Here is a 26,981-nt window from a genome sequence, read left to right on the forward strand (position 1 = left end):
TTCAGGGTATACAACCTCAATCTTCCTTCGACAAAGGGTTAGCGCAACTCTGGTGATACATATTTTTGATCCATTGGACCTGTATATTCGGCGCGAGGACGAATCAGGCGGTTATTTTCATACTGCTCTAAAATGTGTGCAGTCCACCCGGATACACGACTCACAGCAAAAATAGGTGTAAACAGATCTCTCTTGATACCCAGTTGGGTATACACAGAGGCAGAATAAAAATCCACATTGGGCTTCAAGCCTTTTTGCCCTGTTACAATTCCTTCAATTCGAACTGACATATCAAACAACGTTGTGTCACCATTCATTTCCCCCAGCTCGCGGGACATTTTGTGCAAGTGCTTGGCACGCGGATCACCGTTTTTATAGACTCGGTGTCCAAAGCCCATAATTTTTTCGCGGTTATCCAGTTTCGCCTGAATATAGGAGTCCACCTGATCCAAACCACCAATCTCCTCCAGCGTTTTGGCCACAGCCTCATTGGCCCCACCATGCAGTGGTCCTTTTAAAGCTCCAATAGCAGATGTGATTCCGGAATAAATATCCGACAATGTGGCTACCGTTACACGCGCAGCAAAGGTAGAAGCATTCAATTCATGATCGGCGTGCAACACGAGAGCCTGATTGAACGCTTTAATAGCCGTCTCCTCCGGGTCCTTGCCAGTCAGCTGATACAAAAAGTTTTCAGCGATGGAAATCCCCTTTTTAGGCGCAATCGGCTCCAAGCCCTCGCGTATACGTGCTATGGCTGCCACAATAGTAGGCAATTGCGCCTGAAGCTTGACGGTTTTAGTCACGTTAGACTCTCTCGACATATCATCCGCTTCTGGGTCATACAAAGCGAGAGATGATACGGCTGACCTCAAGGCAGCCATCGTGCTCAAATTTTTCGGGTATAACTTTAATTGAGTAACAATTTCATCCGGAATAGCAGCGTATTCGCTTAACTGGTTGCGAAGCTCCTGCAATTGCTCTTTATCAGGTAATTTTCCAAACCACAACAAATAAGCTACCTCTTCAAAATCGGCGTTAACAGCCAAATCATCAATGTTATAACCCCGGTACGTGAGAACGCCATCTACGATAGAGCTTATGGAGGAAGTGGTCGCTACGATCCCTTCCAGACCTTTAGTCGCTGTCATCGTTACATCTCTCCTTTGTAAAAACATTGTGAACGGACTTGCAATGTAAACATTTTCAAAAGTAAGATATGTCTTTTAAATAGCTGAGTAATGTTAACGCCATATGTCAATATTTAAACCTTCTTTCACTATACTGGATTTTGTCGTTTATGTGAACATTGAGGGCTATTCCAACACATTCAAATGTTTTATCGCTTCCATAAATAAATTTTTGAAACCCCTTACAAAAAATATTGATTTGTTTGCACTTTTTTACACAGGTCTTGTCTCCCCCCTTTCCCGCATATGTATAGTAGAGCATTTATTTTATGAAAAACTATCGTAAAAGAAAGGAGCCGTGAGAGCTTGAGCCGGTTAATCCTAAATCGCATATTTCGTGCTCTATGGGTGGCAATCGTGATTGTAGCTCTGTTACTGGGCATATATGCGCTTTTCCCTCTCATCTATCCTTTCCTATTCGCCTGGCTTGTGGCTTATGCCATGAATCCACTAGTTAGTTTTCTGCGTAACAAAGCCCGTATGCCGCGTTGGACGGCTGTCACGGTCTCATTATTTGTATATTTAGGTGGAATTGCAATTATCCTATCTGCAGCAATCACCCGCATGGTCCGAGAAGTTATAAAGTTGGCCATGACTTTCGACGGACATATTGAGCGTTTTAAAAGTCTGTTTATCGATTGGACACAAAGCGATTTGATTCAAAATGTAATTATTGAAATTAACCATTTTATCCGGGATAATCCGGATTATCAACATACCATTAACAGTAATATTGATAAGACAACTCAAACCGTGAGTTCGGCTGTCACTACGCTAGTCGCTCAATTTTTTAATGGAGTTTTGAACTTGCTAACCTCTCTACCTAATATGGGAGCAGTTTTAATGGTTATTGTATTAGCAGCCTTTTTTATTAGTAAGGACTGGGACCGACATAGTCGGATGCTCTCAAATACGGTTCCTGATACGATTCGCAAACCATTGTCGGATATATGGCACGATCTGCGTAAAGCACTGTACGGCTATTTGCGTGCACAGTTTATTATCATCTCCATTACGGCATTAACAGTCATTGTTGGGCTGTTCATATTGCGTGTGGAATCCGCCTTTACCATCGGTTTGATGATCGGGCTGGTGGACTTGCTACCTTATTTGGGGGTTGGCATTGTGATGATTCCGTGGATACTGTATGCGTACATGTCTGGTAATTTGGCACTAGGGGTAGGATTGTCGATCCTTTATATCATCCTGTTGATTGGACGACAGATCGTGGAGCCTAAGGTGCTGGCCAGCAGCGTGGGCTTGAACCCGCTTCCCACCCTTATCGGTATGTTCATCGGGCTCAAGCTATTTGGCGTTTTAGGATTAATTATCGGACCCGTATCACTCATTGTCGTTGATGCACTGAATCGCGCGAATGTCATTCAGGACCTGCGCAACTATATTCTCGCTGGAAGAGTCCGCTAGATCATGGATAGGAAAAACGGCAGTTCACGTCAAAACCGCCGAAACGTAATACTGCCGTTTTTCATTTTTTTCTCCAGCCACTTCAATAAAAAGCGCCGGTACAACGCTCGTGTTAAAGGGAAAACCAACGTAAAACCAATAATATCTGTTAAAAATCCCGGGATAAGCAGCAAGCTCCCACCGAAAAAGACACATAATCCATCCAGCATTTTACGGCCGGGCATTTGCCCCCGGTTCATTTCATTTTTCGCATCGGCAATCACCTTACGACCTTCAAATTGCATCATGGCAGCCCCGATTAGGGTCGTCAGAATAATGAGTAAAATCGTTTTGCCCGCTCCAATCCAATGACTTACCCATATAAACCCGTACAGCTCCACCAAAGGAATGAGCAGCAGCAACAGCCACAGACGTTTACGCATCATCATGACTTCTGCCCCTCCCCGCCTGTAAAAGCAAACCTTAATGCAGTGTACAGCTCAGGTAGTGCCTGATCTAGTCGAACAGGCTTCCATTCGGTGTTCAACCATACGTGACGTGTCATCCCTGTGACAAGCAGCTCTCCCGGCAGCGTGTCTGCCTGGGTCCATACCTTTCCCAGATACCTTTGATGCTCATCGTCTGTTACCCGTCGAACCTCATAGGTATAGTTTAGACGTAGTCTGGAGAAGTCCGTAATTGCGGTATAAATGGTAATTAAATCATCATATCGAGCGGGACTCGCATATTTCGCATTGATTTCAATAACTGGCAGCAAGACTCCTCGTTCCTCCATGCTCCGATAGTTAAAGCCCGCCTGCCGGATCATTTCGGTGCGCCCGATCTCAAACCAGTTCAAATAATTTGCATGATATACGACCCCCATCTGGTCGCTTTCCTGATAACGGACACGTAGCGGTGCGCCATACCAGCGTAATTCCGTTTGTTTCTCCTCTTGAGTCATACAAGCTCTCCTATCTTTGTGCATCTTTATCTCTATTTTGCCCTCTCTCCATTAAACCATATTTACAGGCCAGGAACAAAAAGAGGGCAGACCGACCGGTCCACCCTCGCCAATCATATATAATAATGCCTTTATTATTGTGGCAACGGCTTGGAAAGTTTATAATATCCGCTATCCGAAGCCAGCTTAAGCAAGCTCTTAGCCTGGCTTCCCGCCCAGGCGTAACCAAGTCGTCTTTCCTCACTAATTTTCATGATGTCAGTATACTTTTTGCCATCCCGATCTGAAAAGAAATACTTGTTGTCTTCCACATTATAGAACCGATACCACATTACGCTCGATGCGTCCTTTTGGAAAAACTCCGGACCTTGGCGATTGTATTTGATACCGTCGATTCGGTTCGCGTCGAACCATTTCAAAGCGCTCTGAGCCGCTTTTTTCACTTCAGCGGTTTGCGGCTGGGACATGAGAAAAGCAGTAATGCCTACGGATTCCGTAGTTGTTTTGGAAGGTAGCTCAAATGCCCGGGCAGCAACCGATGCATAAGTAGCGGGATCGTGCTGTGCACCCCAGATTGTCGGCGTACCATTATTTACAATTTGAGATTTAATTGTGTATTGGATACCTTTGTTTAGTGCTTGCTGAAGTCTGGAACGGTAAGCGTTATCCAGAATATCGCTATCAAACGGCTGCTTCTTGTTCACAATATCGTCAGCCAAAACCATAACTCTGACCATCGCATCATCATTGTAAGTTACAGCATCGGAATAATTACCACGTTTAGGGTATACCTGAGGCCAGCCACCGGAGGAATATTGAGAGGTTAGAACGAAGTCGACTGCTTTTTGTACACTGTTCTTAATGTCTTTATTTTTTGTTTTTTTGTATACATCCGCCAAAAAGCGAATCTCGGTTGTCGTGGCCTCGTTATCGAACGTTCCGAGCTCAACACCATCCTTGCTCTTCCATGTGGAGCGTGCAGTTTTGCCATCCCATTTGGATTTATAATTTTTTTCCATAGCTTTGAAGAATCCGCCATGTGGTAATTGCCAGGATACAATATTTAAGGCAAGTGTAGTATCCTTGGAGGTATTCCCCGTTGAGAACTTGCTAAAGTCGCGCATTTTGTTCAGGAGGCTGTCTATATTCACAACAGAGGTTGGCTTCGCCACAGCCGACAGCCCAAATAATTGCTCGCGATCCAAAACACCTGAATTTACATCACCACCATAAACGTCCCGTCCCACAGCTGAATCTGTGGTAAGTTCATAAGAAGCAGTCGCCGATTCACGTCCTGAATCATATGTAGCCGGCACCATCTCCTGTGCCGCAGCCCATGAGGGACTTAGGAGTCCTGACGTTACTGTAATCGCCAAACTTGAAAGCGCTATCATCTTTGCGGTTGGACACATCTTCTTCTTCATTTGAACCTCTCCCTTATTTTGAGTTGGTTAATTGCGTTCAGTTTAAACCTATACATTCTTGCTGAAGATTCTTTTTGATAGCGAAGGGAACTGAACCACTATTTATGCATCATAAATAGTTAGTTGTATTATATGAAAATATACCCAAACGATCAATATATTTTAATTTACTAATAGATTAAAAAAGTTACAAAACGTTGAAAACAATAAAAATCCTCTTACTAATGCTGGATTAGTAAGAGGATTTTACGTGGAGCTAATATAAAATAGGTCGATGAGCAACATCGCTTAACCAAATCGACCCATGATGTACTCCTGAGTCAGCTCATTTTCAGGATTCGTGAAAATATCATTCGTTTTCCCATGCTCAACCAGACTTCCGATATAAAAATAAGCAGTATAATCGGAAATCCGTGCAGCCTGCTGCATATTGTGCGTCACAATAACGATGCGCAGTTCCTTTTTTAATTCGGTAATGAGCTCTTCTACCTTGCCTGTAGACACAGGGTCCAGCGCGGAGGCTGGCTCGTCAAGCAATAGAATTTTCGGTTGAACGGATAGTGCACGTGCAATGCAAAGCCGCTGCTGTTGCCCGCCAGACAGCGCCAGAGCGGAATCGTGAAGGCGATCCTTGACCTCATCCCATAATGCTGCTTTACGTAGGCTGCTTTCGACGATTTCATCAAGCTGCTTCTTCTTGCGCACCCCACGGTATTTGGGACCGAAGGCGATATTATTGTAAATGGATTTGTAAAAAGGGTTGGGACGCTGCCACACCATGCCAATTTGCTGACGCAGCTTGATCACGTCCGTTTCCGGTGCCGTCAAATCCTGTCCATCCATCCAGATGTGCCCCGTTGTAGAGGAAGACGCAATCTCATCATTCATCCGATTAAGGGAGCGCAAAAAGGTCGATTTACCGCAGCCGGAAGGCCCGATCAGGGCAGTCACTGTCTGCTCGGGAAAGGCCAGATTCACTTTTTTCACAGCCTCAAAGCTGCCATAATAAATACTCAAATCCTCAGTACTGAACGGATGCGGTGGTTGCCCCGCAAGCTGTTCCGAACGCGTAGACTGAACGGATGTTGCTGCTGCGGCGGTTTTTGCCGTTCGCGTAATCACATGTTCCATTGTTCTCCATCCCCTTTCTAATCCATACGTTTGGCAGCTGTCAGACGGCGGTATACAACTCTTCCGAACCATCTTGCACTCAAGTTGAATGCAAGCACAAGCAGCACCAGTACGGCAGAAGCGCCTGCAGCAATATCTTTGGAGTCAGGAGCAATCCCCTCACTGTTGACCTTCCAAATATGAACAGCCAATGTTTCAGCAGGTCGCATCGGGTTAATAGGCGATCTGGCATGCAATGGATTCCAATCGGTAAAATCAAGCGGCGGCGTACTCATCCCTGCTGTAAACAGCAATGCGGCGGCTTCCCCGAAAATACGGCCTGCGGCCAATATGGTACCCGTAATCAAGCTTGGCAGCGCAGCTGGCAACAAAATGGAGGTGATAATTTTCCACTTGGACAATCCAAGCGCAAGTCCAGCTTCCTTTTGCTCCTTCGGCACAGCTCGGAAAGCCTGTTCTGTTGTACGAACCATCAGCGGCAGGTTGAATACCGCTAGAGCCAAGGCTCCTGATAAGAGGGAAAAGCCAAAATCAAACGTATTCACGATAAGTAGTAGTCCAAACAATCCGATGACGATAGACGGGAACGAGGACAATACTTCGACGACAAGTCGTATAAAGTCCGTAATTTTCCCCGGCTTTGCATATTGCGCCATGTAAATACCTGCGCCCCAGCCAATCGGAATGGTGATAATCAAAGTTAAGATTAACAAAAATACGGAATTAAATAGTTGTGGGCCAATGCCACCGCCTGCACGTAATGTTTGGGGAGCACTGGTTAAAAAGTCAAAAGAAATATGACTGACTCCGCGGGCCAAAATGAAGCCCAGTAATCCCACCAAAAGTGCAACAATGAACAAGGCGAAGAAACAGATTACAAATGTAGCGATCTTGTCGGTCGTTTTAGCTTTCATCAAACCCGGTTTCTCCTTTCAAGCAGCCTTACCAGCAGCACGAAAATGAATGTCATGAGCAGAAGAACAAGCGCCATGCTCCAGAGAGCATTGTTATGAACGGAGCCCATTGCTGTATTCCCCATGCTAAGTGTAATGACGCTGGTCAAGGTCGAAGCGGATTCCAGCAAGGAATGCGGTATATGCGGAGCATTCCCGATTACCATTTGTACAGCCAACGCCTCCCCGAACGCACGAGCCATACCGAGAATAATTCCTGTTAAAAGAGCAGGCAACAGCGTCGGAATAATGACACGGGCAATTGTCTGCCAGCGGGTAGCACCCAAAGCATAAGAGGATTCACGCAGCCCCCCCGGTAAGGAAGACAACGCATCCGCCATAATGCTCGTAATCGTCGGCAAAATCATGACTGACAACACTAGGCACCCTGCCAGAATGCCGATACCTTGTCCTCCAAACACGTTCCGCAGCAGCGGGACGATCACGGTCAAGCCGACAAAGCCATATACAACAGACGGAATACCGGATAATAATTCAATCGCGGGTTGAAGGATACGTTTACCCGATTTCGGCACGATTTCCGTCATAAATAAAGCCGCACATAAGCTGAGCGGACTGGCAATTAAAGCCGCCAGTATGGTTACTGCAAAAGAACCCGTAATAAACGGAAGCGCGCCGAAGGACTTAGGCTCGCCATCCGGGCTCCATTTGGTTCCAAAGAAAAACTCTCGCAGACTGACTCCATTCACCGCAAATGTAGCTACACCTTTGGAGGCAACAAAATATACGATGGAGACAATGACCGCAACTAAAAAAACGACACAAACCGACGTATATATGCGGCCGGTCCATTCTTCCCAGTAATGTCTTTCTTTCATAACTCGGGATCGTTTATTCTGTTCCATGTATGCCTTCCCTTCAATTGGTTCCATACTGTAACTCCTTTAACCGAAGAATAGAGGCCGGACGCTAGTCCGCCTCTTCTTCGTGAATATACTCGCGTTAGCTGCGTTCATCCGAACAGGAGGTTGTGGCTCTCCTTATTTCGTGATATTACCGTCAGCATCACGTTTCACTTGCATGCCTGCTACTGGAATGTATCCCAAGTCTACGACATCCGTTTTTTGGATTTCATCAGACAGAATGTAGTCCAGGAATGCTTTCACATGCTCTTTTGGCTCACCTTTAGTGTACATATGCTCGTAAGCCCATACTGGATATTTACCTTGTTCTACATTTTCAACGTTAGCTTCAACGCCATCGTATTTCAAAGTAGTTACTGTGTTGTCGATGTAGGACAGAGCCAGATAACCAATCGCACCCGGTGTTTCAGCAATCAGCTTTTTCACAGTACCGGAGGAATCTTCTTGAATGGAGCCCGGCAGATCTTCCGTTTTTTGTCCCAATGCGTATTTTTCAAATGTTGCACGAGTACCGGAGCTGCTTGGACGGTTTACGATAACGATTTTTTGATCTGCACCGCCAACTTCTTTCCAGTTCGTGATTTTACCTGTAAAGATTTGTACCAATTGATCCTTTTTCAGATCTGTAACGCCTACTTTAGGATTCGCTACCGCTGACATGGCTACAACAGCTACTTGGTGATCGACCAGCTCATCTGCGCCGCTCTCCAGTTTTTCTTTTGCAAACACGTCGGAGTTACCGATGTCCGCTTGTCCGCCGGAAACCTGAGTCAAGCCAGTACCGCTACCGCCGCCCTGTACTTGAACTGCAATGCCTTTATATTTATCGACAGCCATAAATTTTTGTCCCGCTTGCTCTACCAATGGTTGAAGTGCAGTGGAGCCAACAGCCAGAATATTTCCTGTCAGTTCAGCAGCTGCTTTATTGTCTGTTCCTGTAGCAGCTTCTCCTTGTGGTGCAGCATTGTTACCTGATCCGCAAGCTGCAAGTGCAAATACCATGGTGAGAGTCATCAGAATGAACGGCCATTTTTTCAACATTTTTTATTGTCCTCCCCTTAGTTAAGTGACGGTTTTTTATTTATGACCATCAACACTTTTACATTGTAGGCCTGGAATGTTAGACGAACGACGTGGTTTTGTAAAACAAATATAAAATATTGATAGATAAATTATTTTTCGGTATATAATTAATCTATAGTTCGAAATTCACATATGAATGTCATATAAGGAGAGCTGTTAGATTCCATGAATATTCTAAAATTGCGTATCTTGATGCTGATCGACAAATTCCATAAGGCGACGGATGTGGCCGAAGCTTTGCAAGTTAAACAACCTACCGTCAGCTTTCATATGAAAAGCCTGGAAAAGGAAATGGGTGTTTCCCTATTCTCTCTTCAACAAGGCAGGATTATGCTAACGGAAGCTGGAAAAAAATTATTACCTTACGCAAAGCAGATCATCTCTCTGGAGCAAGAAGCTAGACAAGCTGTAGATGAATGGACTGAAGAGTCCCAGGGTCAATTGCATCTGAGTGCAGAGTCGATATCAGGTACGTATCTCCTCCCCACTTTGATGGCTAAGTTTGCTCAACGATATCCAGATTGTCGTATTCAGTTGGAGATTCAATCCCCGGATGCCATTAGGCAGCTCCTGAAACAGGGAGAAATTGATTTTGCTTTTCTCGACGATAGAGATTCTCTTCCAGAGTTTACGGTGGCAGAGCCAGTGACTTTAGATCAAGTAGGAGTTATCCGTTCTGCATCTGCACTTGCACCTGCATCCAAATCAGAGGAGTTCGATGGACCCGATATGCTGGACAAGCACACATGGGTAAAATATAGCGGTTCATCAGTTGTAGATCAGTATTCCTCGCTAGTTAAGCCTCATCTGGAAATCAACTCTTGGGAAGCGGTAAAGCAAGTCGTAAGCGGCGGCGGAGCGCTTGCCTTCTTTCCTGCAAGTGGAGTCGATAATAATGAAAATGCTGTTCCCTCGGTGGAATGGCTTCCTTATCCCGAGGCTGATAACAAAAAGAGCCATTATCAAATAAACATCGTGTACCAACAAGATATACACATGAACTTGATGCAACAGGCATTCCTTGATTTCATAAGACGAGAAGGACTGGAAATGAACAGCTATAGAACATAAAAAAAGAGCATCCAAGTCTTATTGACTTGAATGCTCTTTTGCTTGTTGTAACGAATACATACAGCCTCGGTATTATTTCGAGACTTTAATTACGCTTGTGCTGGAACGCAGCTAATTTTGATCAGGTTCGTAGAACCGGAATCACCAAGAGGTACGCCCGCAGTAATCACAACCAAATCGCCCTCTTTAACGAGGCCAGATTTGCGACCACCTTCCAGCGCGTTGTCAAACAGACTGTCTGTTGTGTCAACAATTGGTCTGCCTTGTACTGCATGTACACCCCAGATCAGAGCCAAACGGCGAACTGTTCTTTCCTGTGTTGTAACAGCGACAATCGGAGCTTCTGGACGGTATTTAGAGATCATACGCGCCGTTGTTCCGCTTTGTGTGGACGTCAGGATCGCTTTGGCATGCAGGTCAAGTGCAGAAATAGAAACGGATTGGCTTATTGCTTCTGTGATACTAATTTCTTGAGCCGTTCTTTGTTTTTTGAACAAATCACGGTAGTTCAGAGAAGACTCAGCTTTTTCTGCAATACGTGACATCGTCAATACGGATTCTACCGGATATTTACCCGCAGCTGTTTCGCCGGACAGCATAATTGCGTCTGTTCCGTCAAAAATAGCATTCGCTACGTCACTTGCTTCCGCACGAGTCGGACGCGGGTTACGTTGCATGGAATCCAGCATTTGTGTTGCCGTAATAACAGGCTTGCCAGCTACATTACATTTGTTAATCATCAATTTTTGCGCCAGAGGCACTTCTTCAGCAGGAATTTCCACACCGAGGTCACCACGAGCAACCATCAGGCCATCCGAAGCTTCCAAAATTTCATCCAGGTTGTCAACACCTTGCTGATTTTCTATTTTGGAGATGATTTGAATATGACTTGCGTTGTGTTTCGCCAGCAATTCGCGGATTTCCAACACATCACTTGCTTTACGAACAAAAGAAGCCGCGATGAAATCAATGTCCTGCTCAATACCGAAAATGATATCATTAGCATCTTTTTCCGTAATACCAGGCAAAGAAATAGCGACGCCAGGAACGTTAACGCCCTTCTTGCTTTTGATCGTTCCGCCATTAACAATGCGGCATTTGATTTCGGTGCCTGATACTTCAATAACAGTGAGTCCAATCAGACCATCGTCGATCAGAATGGTGGAGCCGGGCTCCACGTCCGAGGGAAGATCTTTGTACGTAATAGAAATACGATCTTGCGTACCGAGAATTTCTTCCGTTGTCAGCGTAATGAACTCGTCCTGAACAAGCTCAATAGGTTCAACTTCGAGCTTTCCTGTCCGGATTTCCGGCCCCTTCGTATCGAGCAAAATAGCAACGTTTTTGTTAAGCTCCTTACAAGCTTGACGGATGTTTTTAATCCGGTTGCCATGCTCCTCGAAATCACCGTGAGAGAAATTCAGGCGGGCTACGTTCATACCAGCCAAAATCAGTTTCTTCACATTTTCCAATGACTCACTGGAAGGACCGATGGTACATACAATCTTAGTTTTGCGCATTTGGGTTTTTCCTCCGTTTTCAAAGGTGCTACTCTTTATATCTTTTTCCAACAATTAAATCTACTACACTTTTTCCTATTTGTATAGGAAGTTCGTCATATTTATTGTTACCCGTTTACAGCGTATTACAACATAGGCTCAGATTCCGAAGGCTTCAAGAAGGTGTATTGACCTATTTTTCGGAATTTATGATACCGATCTTCCCTCAATTCATCGCAGCTCATATTCGTAAGGTCTGCCAAATGACGTTCCAATAGCTCCTTGATTGCGGCAGCGGTCACTTCATAGTTACGATGCGCGCCCCCTTTCGGCTCCGGCACAATATCCTCGATAATTTCCATGCGTAGGAGGTCATTAGCCGTAATCTTCATGGCTTCAGCTGCCTGATCGGCCTTGGAAGCATCTTTCCATAGAATCGAGGCAGCACCGTTTGGAGAAATGGCCGAATAAATGGCATGTTCCAGCATCAGCACACGGTTACCGACTGCAAACGCAAGCGCACCGCCGCTTCCACCCTCGCCGATGACCACACAAATGACAGGCACCGAAAGCTTTGCCATCTCCCGCAAGTTGCGGGCAATCGCTTCCGATTGACCTCTCTCCTCTGCTGTATTACCCGGATAAGCGCCCTTCGTATCAATGAATGTAATAATAGGGCGTTTGAATTTATCAGCCTGCTGCATAAGACGCAAGCCTTTACGAAATCCTTCCGGATGAGCACTACCAAAAAAACGTGCAATGTTATCTTTCGTATCCTTACCACGCTGTTGACCTATGACGGTCACCGGAATACCATTTAGCTTGGCAATTCCGCCCACAACCGCCAGATCGTCTCCAAACAAGCGGTCGCCGTGTAATTCAATAAAGTCCGTAAACACCTGCTCAATCAGATCAAGAGACGTTGGTCTTTGATGATGACGGGCCAAATGCATTTTTTGTGGTGCTGTAATGTTCGAATATATTTCTTCTTCCATCTCGAGATAACGGTCCTCGAGACGGTTGATTTCATCTGTAAAATCAATTTGCTTATCCTGTCCGAATTGCTTGAGTTCTTCGATCTTCTGTCGCATCTCGACCAGGGGCTTTTCATAAGGCAATTCACCAGCCATCTATTCCACCCCTTTCACACTGTGCAGATCAAGCAGTTGCCCGAGGGTATCACGCAGTTCCTTGCGGTGTACAACCATATCCAATTGTCCATGCTGCAAATTAAATTCGGATGTTTGAAAATCATCCGGCAACTTCTGTCTGATTGTCTGTTCAATTACAATACGCCCTGCAAAGCCGAATACAGCTCCTGGCTCCGCAATATTAATATCTCCAAGCGTAGCAAAGCTGGCGGATACTCCGCCTGTAGTCGGGTCGGTGATAACAGAAATATAGAGCAAGCCCTGCTCATCCAGACGAGCAAGAGCAGCACTTGTTTTGGCCATCTGCATCAAGCTTAAAATACTTTCCTGCATACGTGCCCCGCCGGAAGTTGAGAAAATAATTAGTGGCAGACGCTTGTCTATTGCTTGCTCAATGGCGCGGGTAATTTTCTCTCCTACGACCGAACCCATACTGCCAGTAAAAAAGTCAAAGCTCATCACAGCAACGACAACAGGATGTCCATAAATAAGGCCGTCGCCTGTAACGACAGCCTCTCGCAAGCCAGATTTCAGGGTCTGTTGCTCCAGCTTGCTCGCATATCCTGGAAAGTCCAGCGGGTCAACCGAAATCATATCGGCATCATATTCCGTAAACGTGTCTTCGTCGAGCACCATGCGAATACGATCCATTGCATTCAAACGCATATGGTATCCGCACACCGGACACACTTTCAAATTTTTCTCTAGTTCTTTGCTGTATTGAATACTTCCGCACTTGCCACATTTGGTCATAAGACCTTCGGGAATTTCCCGTTTGGGACGATCCGGCATGTCCGCTTGATCGCCGCTCAGCGCCCGTTCCGAAGGGATGGTCGCGTATTTACGCTTCTTTTGGAATAAATCTTTAAACACAACTACACCTCTCCAGCCGTTTATTTGTCAGCCGTAACCGATACAAGGTCCTCTGCCGTCTATGCGGCACCTCTAAGCATTATGTTCATACACACGTCAACGCCTGTTACTAAAACATTACCGCCGATCGTGCATCCTTTGTTCCACTCATGCTGCTGTATCACTTCCGCCGTTCCGGACTCAAGGGCGCAAAATCGAATTAAGCACTTCCTGAATTTCTTCGACTTCACCCGAAGGCACAAGTATCTCAAACTGTTGCTTGGATGCGCTGATGGCCCGGGCCTGCACCATAAAACCTTCTTCAGACAGTTTGAGCTTAATCATGTCAGCCAGTCTGGCCGTCGGTGCAATATAAATCACCGTCCACATGCCTTGTTTCTACCCCCTAAGCCTCAAGTTTTGAGCCCATATAATAGACTCATGATAACATACCTTACTTTTTTCCCGCAACAAAAGCCCTCCTGATCATTCAAGTTCCGTCGGAGGGCCTAGAAAATCATCAACTCTGTTTACACAGGTCAATTAAGCGTCCAATGATGCAGGATAGTGCTTGGCATGGAGGCTCCGATGTGCAATGCGCGAAGAAGCAGCGGCAGCCAGTCCAGCGACAAGATCGTCTAAAAACACATGAATACCACTGCCTTTTTGGTTCAGCTGTTCAATAATCCCCGTCTTTTCCTTATCCAGGTAACCAAAACTGGTTAAGCCAATCATGCCGTACACACTCGTAATTCCAAGAGCCAGTGTCTCGTCCACTCCATACAGCGGTTCGTCAGCCTCCATAATGGCTTGCAATGGCTGGGGAAGAAGTTTTTTTTCGGCCAGCTCATCAAGCGCAATACCTGTGAGCAACGTATATTGAACCTCGCGTTTTTGCAAAACCGCTTTGACACTGTCTATACATTCTTCCATCGTCAAATGAGGATAATATTTTAGCTGAAGCTGATAAACAATGTCCGCAATGGACTCGATCCGAATGCCTCTGCGATTTAACAAAGTTTCTGCATATTCATAGGACATAATTTCCCTCCCGCTTTCACCGTGCAGTTCTATTCTTTCACCGTACGGGACCTTATGGTGCAGGGTACGTATTGAATCTCCTGTTCCGCCAGTTTTCCAAGTGTATGCGGGAGGAAAGGAAAATGTTCATTAAACCGTTACAATAAGGGCGGTTTGCTGTGTGCCTATCATTTGACTTTCACCGTGCCTTCACCCAACATCGACTCCATTTGATCAAAAAGCTGAGGAGAAGGCTTAATGTTGTAAGCATCGCTCAACGCCAGCAGACGCTGGTTGCTCTCATAAAAAAGTACAGTAGGCATAGCACCGGGATGCTCCTGTAGCAGTGCCTTGAGACTGACCAGCAAGCTGGCGTCCTCCTCGGCCTGGCGGGTGATTTTGACAAACACCCGCTGACGAGTGGTTGGCTCCGAGTTGCGCGGGCCCGGCACCTGCTCACCGCGAACAGCTTCGGCTCCGCGCGGTGAAGCAGCCGTCACGGGACGGGCCGCCTTCGGCTGAGGCGAAGCAGATGCATGGGCTGCCGAAGGCGGGGGCGACACACGTGACGCTCTTCCGCCTGGACTGCCAGCAGCAGAACCAGCAGCTGGTACGGATGCTCCAGCTATGGCGGACGAGCGCGTACTGGCACGTCGGCGCTGGAGGAGCCGTGCCAGTGAGTCTTCGGCCAGCGGGGCGATCTCATCCGCAAGGAGCTTGAAGTGCTCGTCCTGCTGCTGCATCTTGGCTCGAAGCGTAAGCAAAGCTCCCTTTTCAATCCACTGCTGGCTTCGCTTCCATACCTCAGGAAACAGCACAACCTCACAGCGCTCAATCTGATCCTCCAGCTCAATAAAGGCCATTGCCTTACCCTGCTTGGTCGTAATCGTTTTGAGTGACACTACCATGCCAGCAGTCACAACAATCGTTTCATCTGGGACATCGCCCAGCTCCATCAAACGATCCGCCTCGCTACTTTCCAACAGCGACTCAAAATCATCCAACGGATGCCCCGATAAATACAGTCCCAGCAGTTCACGTTCCAGCTCTAATTGCTGGCTGGCGCTGAATTGGGGTACATTGGGATATTCGATATCCCAATTGGGCATTTCCACAAAACCAAACATATCAATTTGCAAGTCATCCCGTTCCTTGCGCCATTTGACGGCTGCATCCACCGTTTCATCCAGCATAGCAAGCAACTGTGCCCGATGACCCGTCAACGAATCAAAGGCCCCTGCCTGAATAAGCGACTCAATTACTCTTTTATTACATACCCGTAAATCGACACGTCGACAAAAATCGAGCAGGCTGTCGAAAGGCCGTTCCTTGCGAACAGCGAGAATGCTCTCCATCGCCTGTGTGCCGACATTTTTAATCGCAGCCAGGCCGAAGCGGATGCCTCCCTGCTGTAACGGAGTAAACAGCACCCCGCTCTCATTCACATCAGGTGGCAACACTGCGATATCCATACGACGGCATTCGACGACATATTCAGCCACTTTCCGATGACTTCCCATCACCGCTGTTAGCATTGAAGCCATAAATTGTACCGGATAATGGGCCTTTAAATAAGCCGTCTGAAATGCTAGCACACCATAAGCAGCTGCATGGGCACGTGGGAAGCCGTAGTCAGCAAAACGGACAATCATATCGTAAACCCTTCCGGCCTCCTCCTCCGTGTATCCCTGCTTGATACTGCCTTCGACAAAATGCCCGCGCTCCAGATCCAGCACTTCGCGCTTTTTCTTGGACACAGCCCGGCGCAACAGATCGGCTTCTCCCAGGGAAAAACCCGCCATGCGTGAAGCAATCTGCATGATTTGCTCCTGATACACAATAATACCGTACGTATCCTTTAAGATCGGTTCCAGGTCAGGATGCGGATAAATAATCTCAATCTGACCATGCTTGGCCTGTATAAAGTTAGGAATAAAGCCCATCGGGCCCGGACGATACAAAGCCAGGACAGAAATGATATCCTCGAATACACTCGGCTTCAAATCCTTGAGTACCCGGCGTACACCGGCCGACTCCAGCTGGAATACGCCTCCTGTATCTCCTTTGCCCAGCAAGTCATAGGTATGCGGATCATTATCGGGAATACGGCTAAAATCAGGCGTTTCTCCATGGTCTTCCGCAATCCAGTGTATGCACCGTTCAATAATGGAGAGCGTACGCAGCCCGAGGAAATCCATTTTAAGCAAACCAATGCGCTCTAGATTTTCCATCGAGTACTGCGTCAAAGGAACCCCTTCGCTCCCCTCTTGAAGCGGAACCGCATCGGTCAATGGAGTCCGCGAAATGACAACACCTGCTGCATGTGTCGAAGCATGACGAGGCATTCCTTCAACCTTGATCGCCATATCCAGCAGTTCACGTGTCTTAGGCTTCGTTTCATATAGCGTTTTCAGCTCCGGGGTAATTTCCAACGCATGACGGATATTAATGCCTAGCTGCGCCGGAATCAGCTTGGCTGCCTTGTCCACCTCGCCATATGGCACGTTCAATACACGACCGACGTCACGGACAGCGGCTCTTGCCGCCAGCGTTCCAAAGGTAATAATTTGCGCTACATGCTCATTTCCGTACTTCTGTACTACATAGTCGATAACCTCGTCACGCCGTTCATCACTAAAATCAATATCTATATCCGGCATACTAATTCGTTCGGGATTCAGAAACCGTTCAAAGAGCAGGTTGTATTTCATCGGATCGACATTCGTGATGTTAAGCACATAGGCAACCAAACTGCCTGCTGAGGAACCCCGCCCCGGTCCCGTTGCAATCTTATGCTTATGAGCGAAGGCAATAAAATCCCATACAATCAGGAAATAATCGCTGAAACCCATACTGTCAATGGTATTTAACTCATAGTTCAGTCGTTGGTTCAGCCTTTCCCGTTCCTCCGGCTGTTCCCATCCGGGATCGCTTCCATAGCGACGCTCCAGCCCTTGCACGCACAAATTGCGTAAATAGGACGAAGAGGTCATTCCTTCCGGCAGTGGACGATATTCAGGTAAAATGGATTGACCGAATTCCAGCTCCAGTTCGCATTTTTCAGCAATACGCACCGTGTTGGCGATGGCTTCTGCCACATGTGGGAATAAGCGAGCCATATCCTCCTGACTTTTCAGATACAACTGACGTGTTGGTATACGCAAGCGCTCCTCATCGTCAACTGTCTTCCCTGTCCCGATACAGATCAGAACGTCCTGCACGTCTGCATCTGGCTCAGTCAAGTAATGCACATCATTCGTCGCCACCAGTGGAATATCCAGTTCCTTCGCCAGTGCGATCAAGAGAGGATTTACACGTTTTTGCTCCGAAAGACCATGATCCTGGAGTTCCAGATAAAAATCATCGCCAAAAATGTTACGATATCGCTCCGCTGCTCGTCGTGCTTCAGCTTCCCGACCATGCAGTAAATGCTGTGGCACTTCACCGCCCAAACAAGCGCTCAGGCATATGATGCCTTCATGATGGGCAGCCAAAGCCTCCATGTCGATGCGCGGCTTGTAGTGAAAGCCCTCCAAATGGCCGATGGAGCACAGCTTCATCAGATTTTGATAGCCTGTTTTATTTTTGGCGAGCAAAATTAAATGATATATGGGCTGATCCTTCCGGCTGCCACGCTCCTTGCGCGATCCTGCCGTCATATAGGCCTCACACCCGATAATCGGCTTAATGCCGTTTTCTACACACGCTCTATAAAAAGGAATGGCACCGTACATGACCCCGTGATCTGTAAGGGCCAGCGCCTTCATTCCGTAAGCTGATGCCTGTTTGACCAACTCCGCGGTACGAGCCGCGCCGTCCAGCAGGCTGTACTCGCTATGAACATGCAAATGCACAAATGAACTCATGCGCTTCTCTTCCTTTCACCGCTTGATTTTCTTCAAACTATTTTATCATATCCGCGTTAGTAGCGCCCATAGAATAAAAGTACAGACCTCGGCGGACAAGCGCGGTCCTGATTCGTATACCTAAGGAGGAAAAGAGCATGAGCACTTTTATATCCAAAGCGATTCTCGACTTCTTCATTGCCTTCGGCATCGTGCTCGGGGGAGCCATGCTCGGCGGAATGGGAGCTGTGGTATCGCTTCAGCCGCCTACCCAGACGATGCTGGAGGTTGCTGGAAGAATTAAAATATGGGCGCTTGCCGCCGCTGTGGGGGGGACGATGGACCCGATCCGGGTCATTGAAAGCAATATGTTGGATGGTAATTTGTCACCTGCCATTAAGCAGATATTGTATTTGATTTTCGCCTTTTTAGGCGCTCATATGGGTGCAGAGCTGGTCAAGTGGGTATGCGGCAACGGACGACCGTGAGGTGAAAAGACTATGAGAGTCCCCCCTTTTGAGCGCCTGCGCCCTTTTATGCAATTATCCTCCGTCTTTGTACTCGGTATGATTACGGGAGGAATGATATACAATGCCATCTGGCATGCCAGCTTCAATCAGCTATGGACGAACAATCAGGATCTTCAATTCCAGCTCCAGCAAGCCGAGGAGGACAACAAAACATTGCGCAAATACAGCAAGCGCCAAACCGTTGTCAAAGAAATCAAGCTGATTCCGGAGGAAGCTTCGGCCGAAAAAATTGATTCTATCAACCTAAAGGAACTTCTTCGCCGTGTCAGTCGTGATCTGGAGGTGCTGCGTGGCAGAGATATGTTTGAGATTGACTCTGACAGCAAGCTGGTACGTATGTTGCTGCACCAAAAAAAATACACCGTTCGTGACAAGGAGTATACGATCCAGGTCAAAACGATGCTTGTAATGGAAGGTGTGCTGCAAATTTGGCTAGAAGCAAAAGAAAGACTGCCTGAAAGCCACTAAGTCGATCTATTCGACTTCACACCTTGCTCCAATCCATTGGTAGACTAACCATGTTCAATGGATTGAAGCGTCATCACTGCTTTGCATACCAAATGATTTTCCCGTGAAATTGCAATTTCTAGCTTACAGGTGCGGCGACTCATCTCAAGCAACAACGGACGAAGAACGACAGCATCCTCTATCTGTACGGGTCTAATAAAATAAGTCGTCAAATTGTCCAGCACATAATCCTTGCCGGTCATGTCTCTAGCTGCCCGGTAGCCCGCTTGTGTCATCACGTTGACCAGTACGCCTTCCGAGATCGTACCTAAATTGGTCGCCATCTGCGGAATGATAAAACCGCGGAAAAATAACGATCCATCCTCATTACGCTCTTCAGCAAACCCGTTCCAGATCAGCTGGTCGAACGTCTCGCCAAGTTGTGGCTGCTTTTGGGCGTTACGCAGTGCCTCCAGCACCTCACGCCGTGTAACGGACCCGAGCAGCTTGCGGTTGCGGTCCACGACCGGCAAGTAATCCACACCTTCCCACGCCATCATTTGCGCGGCTGAAGCCAGCGAGGTCTGGTAGGTGACCGTTATCGGATTGCGGATCAGACATTTATCCATCGTATGCTCAGGTTGAAGCCCCTCTACATCTTTGCGGCTGACGATACCAATTAAACGATTCCATTCATCCACTATTGCAAAATGATGATGTCCGGTCGTCACCGAAAGTTCTTCAAACTCGGTAAGCGTGCTGTTGATTTTCAAGGTCAACGTTTTCGGTTTGCCTGCCGCAATGTCTTCAATCAGCATAATTTTCTTTTTGATCAAGCGGTCAAATATGGCTCTATTAATCATAGATGCCACTGTAAAAGTATCATGGCGTGAGGAAATAATCGGCAGACTGATCTTGTCTGCGAGCTGCTTAACCTCTCGGCTCGTACCAAATCCCCCTGTAATCAGCACACCTGCCCCCTGCTCCAATGCAAGTGAATGCGCATCCTCACGGTTACCTACGATCAGCAAACTGCCAGCGTCAATATAACGGGCCATAGCTTCCTCGCGCATCGCTCCGATCACATACTTGTGCAAGGGCTTCTCCAGCCCCTCACTTCCGCCCAGCACATGTCCCTCTACAATATTCACGACATCTGCAAAGGTCAGCTGTTCGGACAAGCCGCGCGGGCGCTTCTCCACTCGTACTGTTCCGATCCGTTCCTTGGTAATGACAATTCCCAGGTTCTCGGCTTCCTTCACGGCCCGATAGGCCGTTCCTTCGCTGACGCTCATTTCTTTAGCCAACCTGCGCACAGAAATTTTGGAGCCTATTTTCAACTGCTCGATATGTCGCAATAGCTGCTCATGCTTCGTAACTGTTTCATCTAGCCCGTCCAACTCTGTTACACCCCCAACGTTCAATCTGTATCATTCTGTATCTATTATAGCACAAAATCCCTTTATTTTAGACCTTTGTTCATTTTGAGTTTTCTGCTTCGGAAATAGCAAAAAAGCGATCCCCTCTATTACAAGGACCGCTTCTTACTATGATTGATTTGTAATCTGGGGGGCAAGCCAGGACAAGCTGAAAAAAACTCACTGCATGCTGCCTTTGTCAGCTTTTTTATCCCATTTCATCTGCCACTGCTGCATTTTGGCCCGCCGCACACGCTCCAGCGTTTTGCGCTTTTCCTCATCCACACCCAGCAAAAAATGCATGTTCGCCCCGATGACTAGCAGCGCAAAAAGTACCCATACTATCCCAAAGCCGTTGACCCAGTTCAAACCGCCTGCAAGCGAGATGCGTGGTAACGCAACCAAGACCATAGCCAGCGCAATCAGTGTGTACAAACCGTGTTTCCATTTTTTAAAAGAACCCAATCGTATCCCTTCCTCTCCCTGTGACTCTATGTATCTAGTCTATGAGAGGACAGGAAGGAATATGAGACAAACTTACAGAGATGAACCGTACAAATCTTGAAGACTGTCTGCAATAATTTTGTTAACATCCTCAATAATCACGCTCAGGCGGCGTTCAGCGTCGAACAGGCGACGGATGTTGAGGTTCAAGCTAAGTACCTCAAACAGCTTCTCCATCTTTTCCATCTCTTCCTGTGCTGGCATATCGCCGCTCATCATCCGTTGCTGTACTTCCATTTGGCGTTCACGGAAATCGTCGAGCATTTTCTTGGCTTCTGGATCGGTTTCGATCAGCTTCATCGCTGACGTAATTTCCTCTACCTCTTTGCTTTCCTTCAATGCTTTCGCTAAATCATGGGCTTTGTCATAGATGTTCATGATTGTTTATTCCTCCAATACAAGTTTAGTGTCAACATTTCACATTGTCCGTCAATCACCAAGGGATATATGTCCTCATATGATGAATCAGTGCTATTACAGCCCATTCACGTTTCCCGTTACTTTCAAGACATCAAGTTGCTGCCCGGAAGGAGATCCACGATGTCCATCAAAAAAACAACGATTCAAATCATCGGATCGGGCATCTTGCAGGATGACGTACTCATGGTCGGCGAGTCCCTGCTTCGCAAATGGAAAATATCCGCTGGCCACCCCGTTCAGCTCGCCTTCGGTTCGTTCCGCCAAGAGGTTACCGTCATATCGGTGCCCCGCTACAGCGGCCTACGTGTGGGAAGCGTGCTAGCCCGAAAAATGGGGCTTCATGCCAATTGTGATCTGCGAGTAACCTACAGCCGAGGTCGCCGGACACTTCGAGTGGGCCCACTTATTAGCGTGCTGGTCAGTCGGGACTATCCCGAACAGCCCGACAAGCCTTTCGGGTCGATCACCCTGTTCTGCCGTGAACTAGTCGGGGAATGCCGCAGACAAGGAGCATATGTGTATTTTTTTACCCCGGAGCATATCGGAAGTCAGCCCGGGCGAGTTCAGGGATGGGTGTATGACGGAGGCTGGAAAAAGACGGTCATGCCCGCCGGCGATGTCGTCAATAATCGTCTTACCTCCCGTAAACTCGAGAACAGAACTAGCGTACAGCATTTCATGAAAGAAGTAAAATCGCAGTACAGCACGACCATCTTTAACGAAAAGTTTCTGGATAAGAATGAAGTTTTTGATGCGCTTAAATCAAATTCTTCCCTGCGCAAGTATTTACCCGAATCCCACTTGCTGCAAACCTTTGCTGTTTTCAAAAAAATGTGCAACCAGTATCCCGCTGTTTTTCTCAAGCCAGTGCGCGGAAGCTTGGGTAAAGGCATAATGCGCATTAACAAGCAAACCGATGGCACCTTTTCGGTGCTATCCACAACAGCGGGTACGCCCCGCAAGCAAACGTATGCCAACGTAGATAAGCTGTACAAAAGCTTAGCGGGAAAAATGAAAACAACACGCTTTCAACTCCAACAGGGACTTACCTTGATTGATCACGGTAAGCGTCCGGTCGACTTTCGTGCGCTTGTACAGAAAAATTCGTCCGGAACCTGGACCGTAACATCCATTGTGGCCCGGATCGCTGGAGGAAGCCACTTTGTGTCCAATCTGGCAAGAGGCGGCACGCTGAGCACAGTCAAGGAAGCACTTGCCAAAACCACGCTGCCCGCAACCGTTAAATCGAATGGGCATACCTCTCTGAAAACAGCAGCACTGGATATCGCAAGCGGAGTGGAAAAAGCAATTCCGGCCCATTTCGCGGAATTTGGTATTGATCTGGCAATAGACAGCACGGGGCGCATCTGGTTGCTGGAGGTCAATTCGAAGCCATCAAAGAATGACAACACGCCGTTAAATGATCAGAAAACTCGCCCGTCCGTTAAAAAAATGATTGAATACTGCTGTTATTCAGCCGGCTTCAAATGAATTCATCTCTTCCAGAGTCTGGCTGCCAAAGGAGCTGTTGTCGGTGTCTCTTGTTGTGCCAGGTACGCTGGGCGTGCTTGTTAGCCGGAATCAGGCCGTCACTCCCCCTATTACCGAAGCCGATTTTTGCCGCAGGCTAAGTCTGTTGGGCAGGCGCTCTGGGCTTAGCGTAATGGCGTTTACCGCCGAAGGAGTCTCACCTGAAGATCACTCCATACGAGGTTATGTTTATCGTAACGGAGTATGGACATCCGGTCGCTTTCCGTTGCCGGACATTGTGTATAACCGCTGTCTCCATATCCACGAGAGCCAGAATGTCAGGCGCACACTGGAAGACATGGCGGAGCAAAAATCGCGCAAGCTCATCTACTGGTCGCGTAACTTGCCTGGCAAATGGCAGGTGTATCGCGCTTTACATGCGGTAGATAAAGTGCGTCCCTTTGTGCCGCCTACGGCGCCTTACCGGGACACGACTCAGCTTGTGGAATGGCTACGACGCCATTCGGAGCTGTTTATGAAGCCACAGACCGGAACACATGGCAAGAGCACACTGTATCTCCGGCTGGCAGAAGGAGGCCAGGGACTACTTGTACAGGGTAGAGACTCCCGTAACCGCCCGTTCCGGCGCTTGTTTTCCGAATTGGATGCAGGATTGTCATGGATCCACGGAATTGCACATAAACGCGCTTATATCGTGCAGCCTTATTTGAAATTAACAAGCCAGAGCAATCATCCCTTTGATGTTCGTGCACTCATGCAAAAGGATGGCAACGGCTATTGGTGCCTGACGGGCTTTGCCGTAAGAGAAGGCAGGAAAGGAACCCTGACTTCTAATCTGCATGGTGGGGGCGAAGCCCATCCGGCTGAGCCTTACCTTCGTGAACAATTTGGCGCGGACACCACGCGTCTCATCATCGGGCAGATGATGGCGCTGTCCTTGACCATTACCAGGGCGCTGGAGGAACGTTATGGCCGCCTTGGCGAGTTGGGAATTGATTACGGTATTGACCGGAGCGGGAACATCTGGCTATTGGAGGTTAATTCCCGACCTGGGCGGGCCTCCTTTTTTCAGACCCGTCAGCCCGAGTGCGCTTTCCAGTCGGTCAACCGCCCGCTCGAATATGCTCGATATTTAATGACCCATTCCAAAGCGACAGGGCCAAAGGGCGCGGACGCCTCCCTTGAACATACGGTATAGGAGGATAAACAGATGAGTTTAACGCATTGTAATGTGCATTTCTCACAGCAGCCCGACAAGGTGGCGTATATATCCACTGCCTTGTTGAAAAGCCTTAAATTATCCGGAGCCAAGTCCGTTCGTCTGCGGCTCGGTAAGGATCAGATCCCCGCTACAGTAAAACCAATTCAGAAGGCGGGACGCCATTTATACTTGACCTCCGGCTTACGTAACGCAATCCGTGTTCCCAAAAGCGGGTCCATCTATTTGCGAAATCTGGATGGTGATATACAGCTAGGGCCGTTGATTGGCGTGCTGTCTGACGGTACCACCTCCACCACTCGCCCTTTCGGATCACGCACAGGCTTTATTAAGCAACTGCTGAAGGAAGGTAGCAAAAAATCTTATATTTTCGCCTTCACCCCACGGGATATCAACTGGCAAAATGATACGATTAACGGCTATTTTCTGTCATCCAGCGGGGAATTTACACGTAAACTTGTACCTTTGCCAGACGTGATCTATAATCGTTTGCCGAGCCGTCGCTCTGATTTTTCCCCGGCGATCAATCAACTACGCGAACGCTTTTCCCGCAAACGAATTCCCTTCTTTAACTGGAGCTTTTTCAATAAGTCTGATATCTATAATCTGCTGGAGAATAACCCAGATGTTAACCGCTATGTCCCTGAATCATACACGAATCCCAGCTCTGAACGTATCCGAAGTATGCTGGAGCGACATCAATTTGCTTATTACAAGCCAAGTGGAGGCAGTCTCGGTAAAGGAATCTACCGTCTGTCCCATGTTCCCAAGCAAGGATATTATGTGAGGTACCGTAAGAAAAATAGCAATGTATTGCTAAAATTCACCTCTTTTAACTCCATGCTCAGGATGCTTCACTCCAATCAGGGACAGATGCTAAAGGGTTATGTCATTCAACAGGGCATCCAGCTGATCGAGATTGACAACTGCCCGATTGATTTCCGGTTTCACATGCATAAAAATGGAAATAACCAGTGGGTCGTTGTCGGCATTGGAGCCAAAAAATCCGGACGTGGCAGTGTCACGACCCATATCAAAAATGGCGGCTCTCTTATGACACCTGAACAGGCGTTGAACCGGGTATTCGGAGACCGGGCGGGTGAAGTGCTTCAACGTGCCAAGAACGTAGCAGTTACGCTCGCTGAAGCCATTGAACACCACCACCAGCATCTACTGGGTGAAATCGGCTTTGATCTGGGTATTGATCAGGATGAAAAGGTATGGATGTTTGAAGCCAACTCCAAGCCAGGCCGATCCATTTTTCAGCATCCATCGTTGCGTGCGGAGGGTAAAGCATCCGTGGAGCATATTTTGGACCACTGTCTTTACCTCAGTAAATTCCGCAGAAAAGAGGAACTATGAATACCCGGGCGGAGCATAAGCCAGTCGTTGCTGTATTGACAGTGCACGACGAAGGGCAATTTTTCAAGGGCAATCAGCGCAATTTCAGGGATATTCTTGAAACGGGAACACGGATGGGATATCAGGTGTACATTGTTACCGTCAGGGACCTGAAACTAGCAGATGAGACGGTTAAGGGCTATGTCTACAACAAGAGCTTACAGACGTGGGAGGAACAGAATTTCCCACCTCCACAGGTCATTTATAATCGCATCCCAAACCGTAATTATGAACTTAAAACCTCTGTGCGCACAAAGTTGGATGAAATTTCACATGCCTCAGGCATTGAACTGTACAATCCAGGATTTTTTAACAAATGGGAACTGTTCAAGTGGTTGCGTACCTCGGAAACCACTCGTCAGCTTGTTCCGGCAACCAAACGGTTAAGCAACCTGTCTTCATTAGGAAAAATGCTGTCTGCGTATCCATACCTGTATCTCAAGCCGGAAAACGGTAAGGCCGGAAAAGGGATTATGATTCTTAAATTCCACCCAGACCATCTCATGGCTTACAGACTGACCATTCAGCATGACAAAAAAAGTGTAACCTACAGATCTGTATCGCTATCCCGGCTGTGGGGACGTATCCGCCGGGAAGCAGGCAACTCGCCTTATATCATTCAACAGGGTATCGATCTGGCAACTTATCAGAAAAAACCCTTTGACCTGCGTATCCTGGTACAAAAAAATATCCGTGGCTCCTGGAGTATAACCGGAGTTGGTGCCAGACTGGCGGGTAAGGGGAGCATTACCACACATGTCCCGCGTGGCGGGAGTGTAGAGGACCCGTTCAAGCTACTGTCCTCGCTGTTTGGGCCTGAGGACAGCACGGATCTACTGAACAAAGTTAAAAGTACGGCCATACAGATTGCACGTCAAATTGAACGTGCATCCGGTCTTTCTCATGGCGAAATGTCCATGGATTTGGGCGTGGATACGCTCGGTACACTCTGGTTTTTTGAGGCCAATGCCAAACCGATGAAATTTGACGAGCCGGAAATCCGCCAAAAGTCGCTTAGACGTATATTCCAGTACAGCTCCTTTTTGGCCGGACGAATGAAATCATGATCAAGGAAGTGGA

Annotated in this window: 25 protein-coding genes; 8 read left to right on the forward strand and 17 right to left on the reverse strand. The window is 47.5% G+C overall.

What is annotated here, in order from left to right; genetic code table 11:
- Positions 1–38: 38 nt before the first annotated feature.
- A complete protein-coding gene (gene citZ, locus ACQW03_RS03190) occupies positions 39–1,151 on the reverse strand; it encodes a citrate synthase (protein ID WP_028542893.1) in 1,113 nt (370 codons plus the stop codon).
- 345 nt (positions 1,152–1,496) lie between these two features.
- On the opposite strand from citZ, the gene ytvI reads away from it, so the two are divergent.
- Positions 1,497–2,615, forward strand: a complete 1,119-nt coding sequence (ytvI, locus tag ACQW03_RS03195; RefSeq protein ID WP_023987915.1) for a sporulation integral membrane protein YtvI — start codon at positions 1,497–1,499, stop codon at positions 2,613–2,615.
- A 29-nt stretch (positions 2,616–2,644) separates the two neighbouring features.
- Here ytvI and ACQW03_RS03200 read toward each other — a convergent pair whose 3' ends face one another.
- From ACQW03_RS03200 to ACQW03_RS03230, 7 genes are all read right to left on the reverse strand, one after another.
- A complete protein-coding gene (locus ACQW03_RS03200) occupies positions 2,645–3,043 on the reverse strand; it encodes an FxsA family protein (RefSeq protein ID WP_025722001.1) in 399 nt (132 codons plus the stop codon).
- Positions 3,040–3,558 (reverse strand): acyl-CoA thioesterase, encoded by a 519-nt coding sequence (locus tag ACQW03_RS03205; protein ID WP_023987913.1) that lies wholly within the window; start codon positions 3,556–3,558, stop codon positions 3,040–3,042. Before ACQW03_RS03205 ends, ACQW03_RS03200 begins: the two co-directional genes overlap by 4 nt.
- A 134-nt stretch (positions 3,559–3,692) precedes the next feature.
- A complete protein-coding gene (gene pelA, locus ACQW03_RS03210) occupies positions 3,693–4,982 on the reverse strand; it encodes a pectate lyase (protein ID WP_441948222.1) in 1,290 nt (429 codons plus the stop codon).
- Between the two features lie 288 nt (positions 4,983–5,270).
- Positions 5,271–6,113 (reverse strand): phosphate ABC transporter ATP-binding protein PstB, encoded by an 843-nt coding sequence (gene pstB, locus ACQW03_RS03215; protein ID WP_441948224.1) that lies wholly within the window; start codon positions 6,111–6,113, stop codon positions 5,271–5,273.
- Between the two features lie 17 nt (positions 6,114–6,130).
- Entirely contained in the window at positions 6,131–7,027 is an 897-nt protein-coding gene (gene pstA, locus ACQW03_RS03220; protein ID WP_023987910.1) for a phosphate ABC transporter permease PstA, read from the reverse strand.
- Positions 7,027–7,959, reverse strand: coding sequence for a phosphate ABC transporter permease subunit PstC (gene pstC, locus ACQW03_RS03225; protein WP_013370343.1), 933 nt, complete (start codon positions 7,957–7,959; stop codon positions 7,027–7,029). The genes pstA and pstC overlap by 1 nt, the downstream gene beginning before the upstream one ends.
- A gap of 108 nt (positions 7,960–8,067) precedes the next feature.
- The gene (locus tag ACQW03_RS03230; RefSeq protein WP_025722004.1) at positions 8,068–8,991 is read right to left on the reverse strand and encodes a phosphate ABC transporter substrate-binding protein PstS family protein; all 924 of its coding nucleotides are present in this window, start codon (positions 8,989–8,991) and stop codon (positions 8,068–8,070) included.
- A gap of 207 nt (positions 8,992–9,198) precedes the next feature.
- Between ACQW03_RS03230 and ACQW03_RS03235 the strand changes: the two genes are divergently transcribed.
- Positions 9,199–10,104 (forward strand): LysR family transcriptional regulator, encoded by a 906-nt coding sequence (locus ACQW03_RS03235; RefSeq protein ID WP_441948227.1) that lies wholly within the window; start codon positions 9,199–9,201, stop codon positions 10,102–10,104.
- Positions 10,105–10,193: 89 nt separating this feature from the next.
- Here the strand turns inward: ACQW03_RS03235 and pyk are convergent, their stop codons facing one another.
- From pyk to ACQW03_RS03265, 6 genes are all read right to left on the reverse strand, one after another.
- The gene (gene pyk, locus ACQW03_RS03240) at positions 10,194–11,624 is read right to left on the reverse strand and encodes a pyruvate kinase (protein WP_029516614.1); all 1,431 of its coding nucleotides are present in this window, start codon (positions 11,622–11,624) and stop codon (positions 10,194–10,196) included.
- 125 nt (positions 11,625–11,749) lie between these two features.
- Entirely contained in the window at positions 11,750–12,733 is a 984-nt protein-coding gene (locus ACQW03_RS03245) for an acetyl-CoA carboxylase carboxyltransferase subunit alpha (RefSeq protein WP_441948229.1), read from the reverse strand.
- Positions 12,734–13,627, reverse strand: coding sequence for an acetyl-CoA carboxylase, carboxyltransferase subunit beta (gene accD, locus ACQW03_RS03250; RefSeq protein WP_013309586.1), 894 nt, complete (start codon positions 13,625–13,627; stop codon positions 12,734–12,736).
- A gap of 180 nt (positions 13,628–13,807) precedes the next feature.
- On the reverse strand, positions 13,808–13,996 hold the full coding sequence (locus tag ACQW03_RS03255; protein WP_013309585.1) for a hypothetical protein: 189 nt from the start codon (positions 13,994–13,996) through the stop codon (positions 13,808–13,810).
- 153 nt (positions 13,997–14,149) lie between these two features.
- Positions 14,150–14,647, reverse strand: coding sequence for a phosphatidylglycerophosphatase A family protein (locus tag ACQW03_RS03260; protein ID WP_071640160.1), 498 nt, complete (start codon positions 14,645–14,647; stop codon positions 14,150–14,152).
- A 167-nt stretch (positions 14,648–14,814) separates the two neighbouring features.
- The gene (locus ACQW03_RS03265; RefSeq protein WP_441948232.1) at positions 14,815–18,492 is read right to left on the reverse strand and encodes a DNA polymerase III subunit alpha; all 3,678 of its coding nucleotides are present in this window, start codon (positions 18,490–18,492) and stop codon (positions 14,815–14,817) included.
- Between the two features lie 137 nt (positions 18,493–18,629).
- Between ACQW03_RS03265 and ACQW03_RS03270 the strand changes: the two genes are divergently transcribed.
- Positions 18,630–18,959 (forward strand): YtrH family sporulation protein, encoded by a 330-nt coding sequence (locus tag ACQW03_RS03270; protein WP_013309582.1) that lies wholly within the window; start codon positions 18,630–18,632, stop codon positions 18,957–18,959.
- Positions 18,960–18,971: 12 nt separating this feature from the next.
- Complete coding sequence (locus ACQW03_RS03275) at positions 18,972–19,469, forward strand: hypothetical protein (protein ID WP_023987904.1); 498 nt, start codon at positions 18,972–18,974, stop codon at positions 19,467–19,469.
- 44 nt (positions 19,470–19,513) lie between these two features.
- On the opposite strand, the gene ACQW03_RS03280 is transcribed toward ACQW03_RS03275, so the two are convergent.
- From ACQW03_RS03280 to ACQW03_RS03290, 3 genes are all read right to left on the reverse strand, one after another.
- On the reverse strand, positions 19,514–20,848 hold the full coding sequence (locus ACQW03_RS03280; RefSeq protein WP_013309580.1) for a DRTGG domain-containing protein: 1,335 nt from the start codon (positions 20,846–20,848) through the stop codon (positions 19,514–19,516).
- Between the two features lie 198 nt (positions 20,849–21,046).
- Positions 21,047–21,331: a hypothetical protein gene (locus ACQW03_RS03285; protein ID WP_013309579.1), complete on the reverse strand. Its 285-nt coding sequence runs from the start codon at positions 21,329–21,331 to the stop codon at positions 21,047–21,049.
- A gap of 72 nt (positions 21,332–21,403) precedes the next feature.
- A complete protein-coding gene (locus ACQW03_RS03290) occupies positions 21,404–21,748 on the reverse strand; it encodes a YlbF family regulator (RefSeq protein ID WP_013309578.1) in 345 nt (114 codons plus the stop codon).
- A gap of 162 nt (positions 21,749–21,910) precedes the next feature.
- Here ACQW03_RS03290 and ACQW03_RS03295 point away from each other — a divergent pair, with 162 nt between their 5' ends.
- The 4 genes from ACQW03_RS03295 to ACQW03_RS03310 are packed head-to-tail and all read left to right on the forward strand — an operon-like array spanning position 21,911 to position 26,968.
- Complete coding sequence (locus ACQW03_RS03295; protein WP_220031024.1) at positions 21,911–23,281, forward strand: YheC/YheD family endospore coat-associated protein; 1,371 nt, start codon at positions 21,911–21,913, stop codon at positions 23,279–23,281.
- A 43-nt stretch (positions 23,282–23,324) separates the two neighbouring features.
- The gene (locus ACQW03_RS03300) at positions 23,325–24,479 is read left to right on the forward strand and encodes a YheC/YheD family endospore coat-associated protein (RefSeq protein WP_220031023.1); all 1,155 of its coding nucleotides are present in this window, start codon (positions 23,325–23,327) and stop codon (positions 24,477–24,479) included.
- Positions 24,480–24,491: 12 nt separating this feature from the next.
- Positions 24,492–25,862: a YheC/YheD family endospore coat-associated protein gene (locus tag ACQW03_RS03305; RefSeq protein WP_013309575.1), complete on the forward strand. Its 1,371-nt coding sequence runs from the start codon at positions 24,492–24,494 to the stop codon at positions 25,860–25,862.
- A complete protein-coding gene (locus ACQW03_RS03310; protein ID WP_025722533.1) occupies positions 25,859–26,968 on the forward strand; it encodes a YheC/YheD family endospore coat-associated protein in 1,110 nt (369 codons plus the stop codon). Before ACQW03_RS03305 ends, ACQW03_RS03310 begins: the two co-directional genes overlap by 4 nt.
- The last annotated feature ends 13 nt before the right edge of the window (positions 26,969–26,981 follow it).

This window comes from Paenibacillus sp. DRB1-1, assembly GCF_052119485.1.
Classification (GTDB): Bacteria; Bacillota; Bacilli; order Paenibacillales; family Paenibacillaceae; genus Paenibacillus; species Paenibacillus polymyxa_B.

Coding starts and splice junctions, on each gene's coding strand:
- ACQW03_RS03275 (WP_023987904.1), top strand. CDS start 18,972: ATGAGAGTCCCCCCTTTTGAGCGCCTGCGCCCTTTTATGCAATTATCC.
- citZ (WP_028542893.1), bottom strand. CDS start 1,151: ATGACAGCGACTAAAGGTCTGGAAGGGATCGTAGCGACCACTTCCTCC.
- ACQW03_RS03270 (WP_013309582.1), top strand. CDS start 18,630: ATGAGCACTTTTATATCCAAAGCGATTCTCGACTTCTTCATTGCCTTC.
- pyk (WP_029516614.1), bottom strand. CDS start 11,624: ATGCGCAAAACTAAGATTGTATGTACCATCGGTCCTTCCAGTGAGTCA.
- ACQW03_RS03255 (WP_013309585.1), bottom strand. CDS start 13,996: ATGTGGACGGTGATTTATATTGCACCGACGGCCAGACTGGCTGACATG.
- ACQW03_RS03265 (WP_441948232.1), bottom strand. CDS start 18,492: ATGAGTTCATTTGTGCATTTGCATGTTCATAGCGAGTACAGCCTGCTG.
- ACQW03_RS03245 (WP_441948229.1), bottom strand. CDS start 12,733: ATGGCTGGTGAATTGCCTTATGAAAAGCCCCTGGTCGAGATGCGACAG.
- ACQW03_RS03235 (WP_441948227.1), top strand. CDS start 9,199: ATGAATATTCTAAAATTGCGTATCTTGATGCTGATCGACAAATTCCAT.
- pstA (WP_023987910.1), bottom strand. CDS start 7,027: ATGAAAGCTAAAACGACCGACAAGATCGCTACATTTGTAATCTGTTTC.
- ACQW03_RS03260 (WP_071640160.1), bottom strand. CDS start 14,647: ATGTCCTATGAATATGCAGAAACTTTGTTAAATCGCAGAGGCATTCGG.
- ACQW03_RS03310 (WP_025722533.1), top strand. CDS start 25,859: ATGAATACCCGGGCGGAGCATAAGCCAGTCGTTGCTGTATTGACAGTG.
- pstC (WP_013370343.1), bottom strand. CDS start 7,959: ATGGAACCAATTGAAGGGAAGGCATACATGGAACAGAATAAACGATCC.
- pelA (WP_441948222.1), bottom strand. CDS start 4,982: ATGAAGAAGAAGATGTGTCCAACCGCAAAGATGATAGCGCTTTCAAGT.
- ACQW03_RS03200 (WP_025722001.1), bottom strand. CDS start 3,043: ATGATGATGCGTAAACGTCTGTGGCTGTTGCTGCTGCTCATTCCTTTG.
- ACQW03_RS03295 (WP_220031024.1), top strand. CDS start 21,911: ATGTCCATCAAAAAAACAACGATTCAAATCATCGGATCGGGCATCTTG.
- ACQW03_RS03230 (WP_025722004.1), bottom strand. CDS start 8,991: ATGTTGAAAAAATGGCCGTTCATTCTGATGACTCTCACCATGGTATTT.
- ACQW03_RS03290 (WP_013309578.1), bottom strand. CDS start 21,748: ATGAACATCTATGACAAAGCCCATGATTTAGCGAAAGCATTGAAGGAA.
- pstB (WP_441948224.1), bottom strand. CDS start 6,113: ATGGAACATGTGATTACGCGAACGGCAAAAACCGCCGCAGCAGCAACA.
- ACQW03_RS03205 (WP_023987913.1), bottom strand. CDS start 3,558: ATGACTCAAGAGGAGAAACAAACGGAATTACGCTGGTATGGCGCACCG.
- ACQW03_RS03305 (WP_013309575.1), top strand. CDS start 24,492: ATGAGTTTAACGCATTGTAATGTGCATTTCTCACAGCAGCCCGACAAG.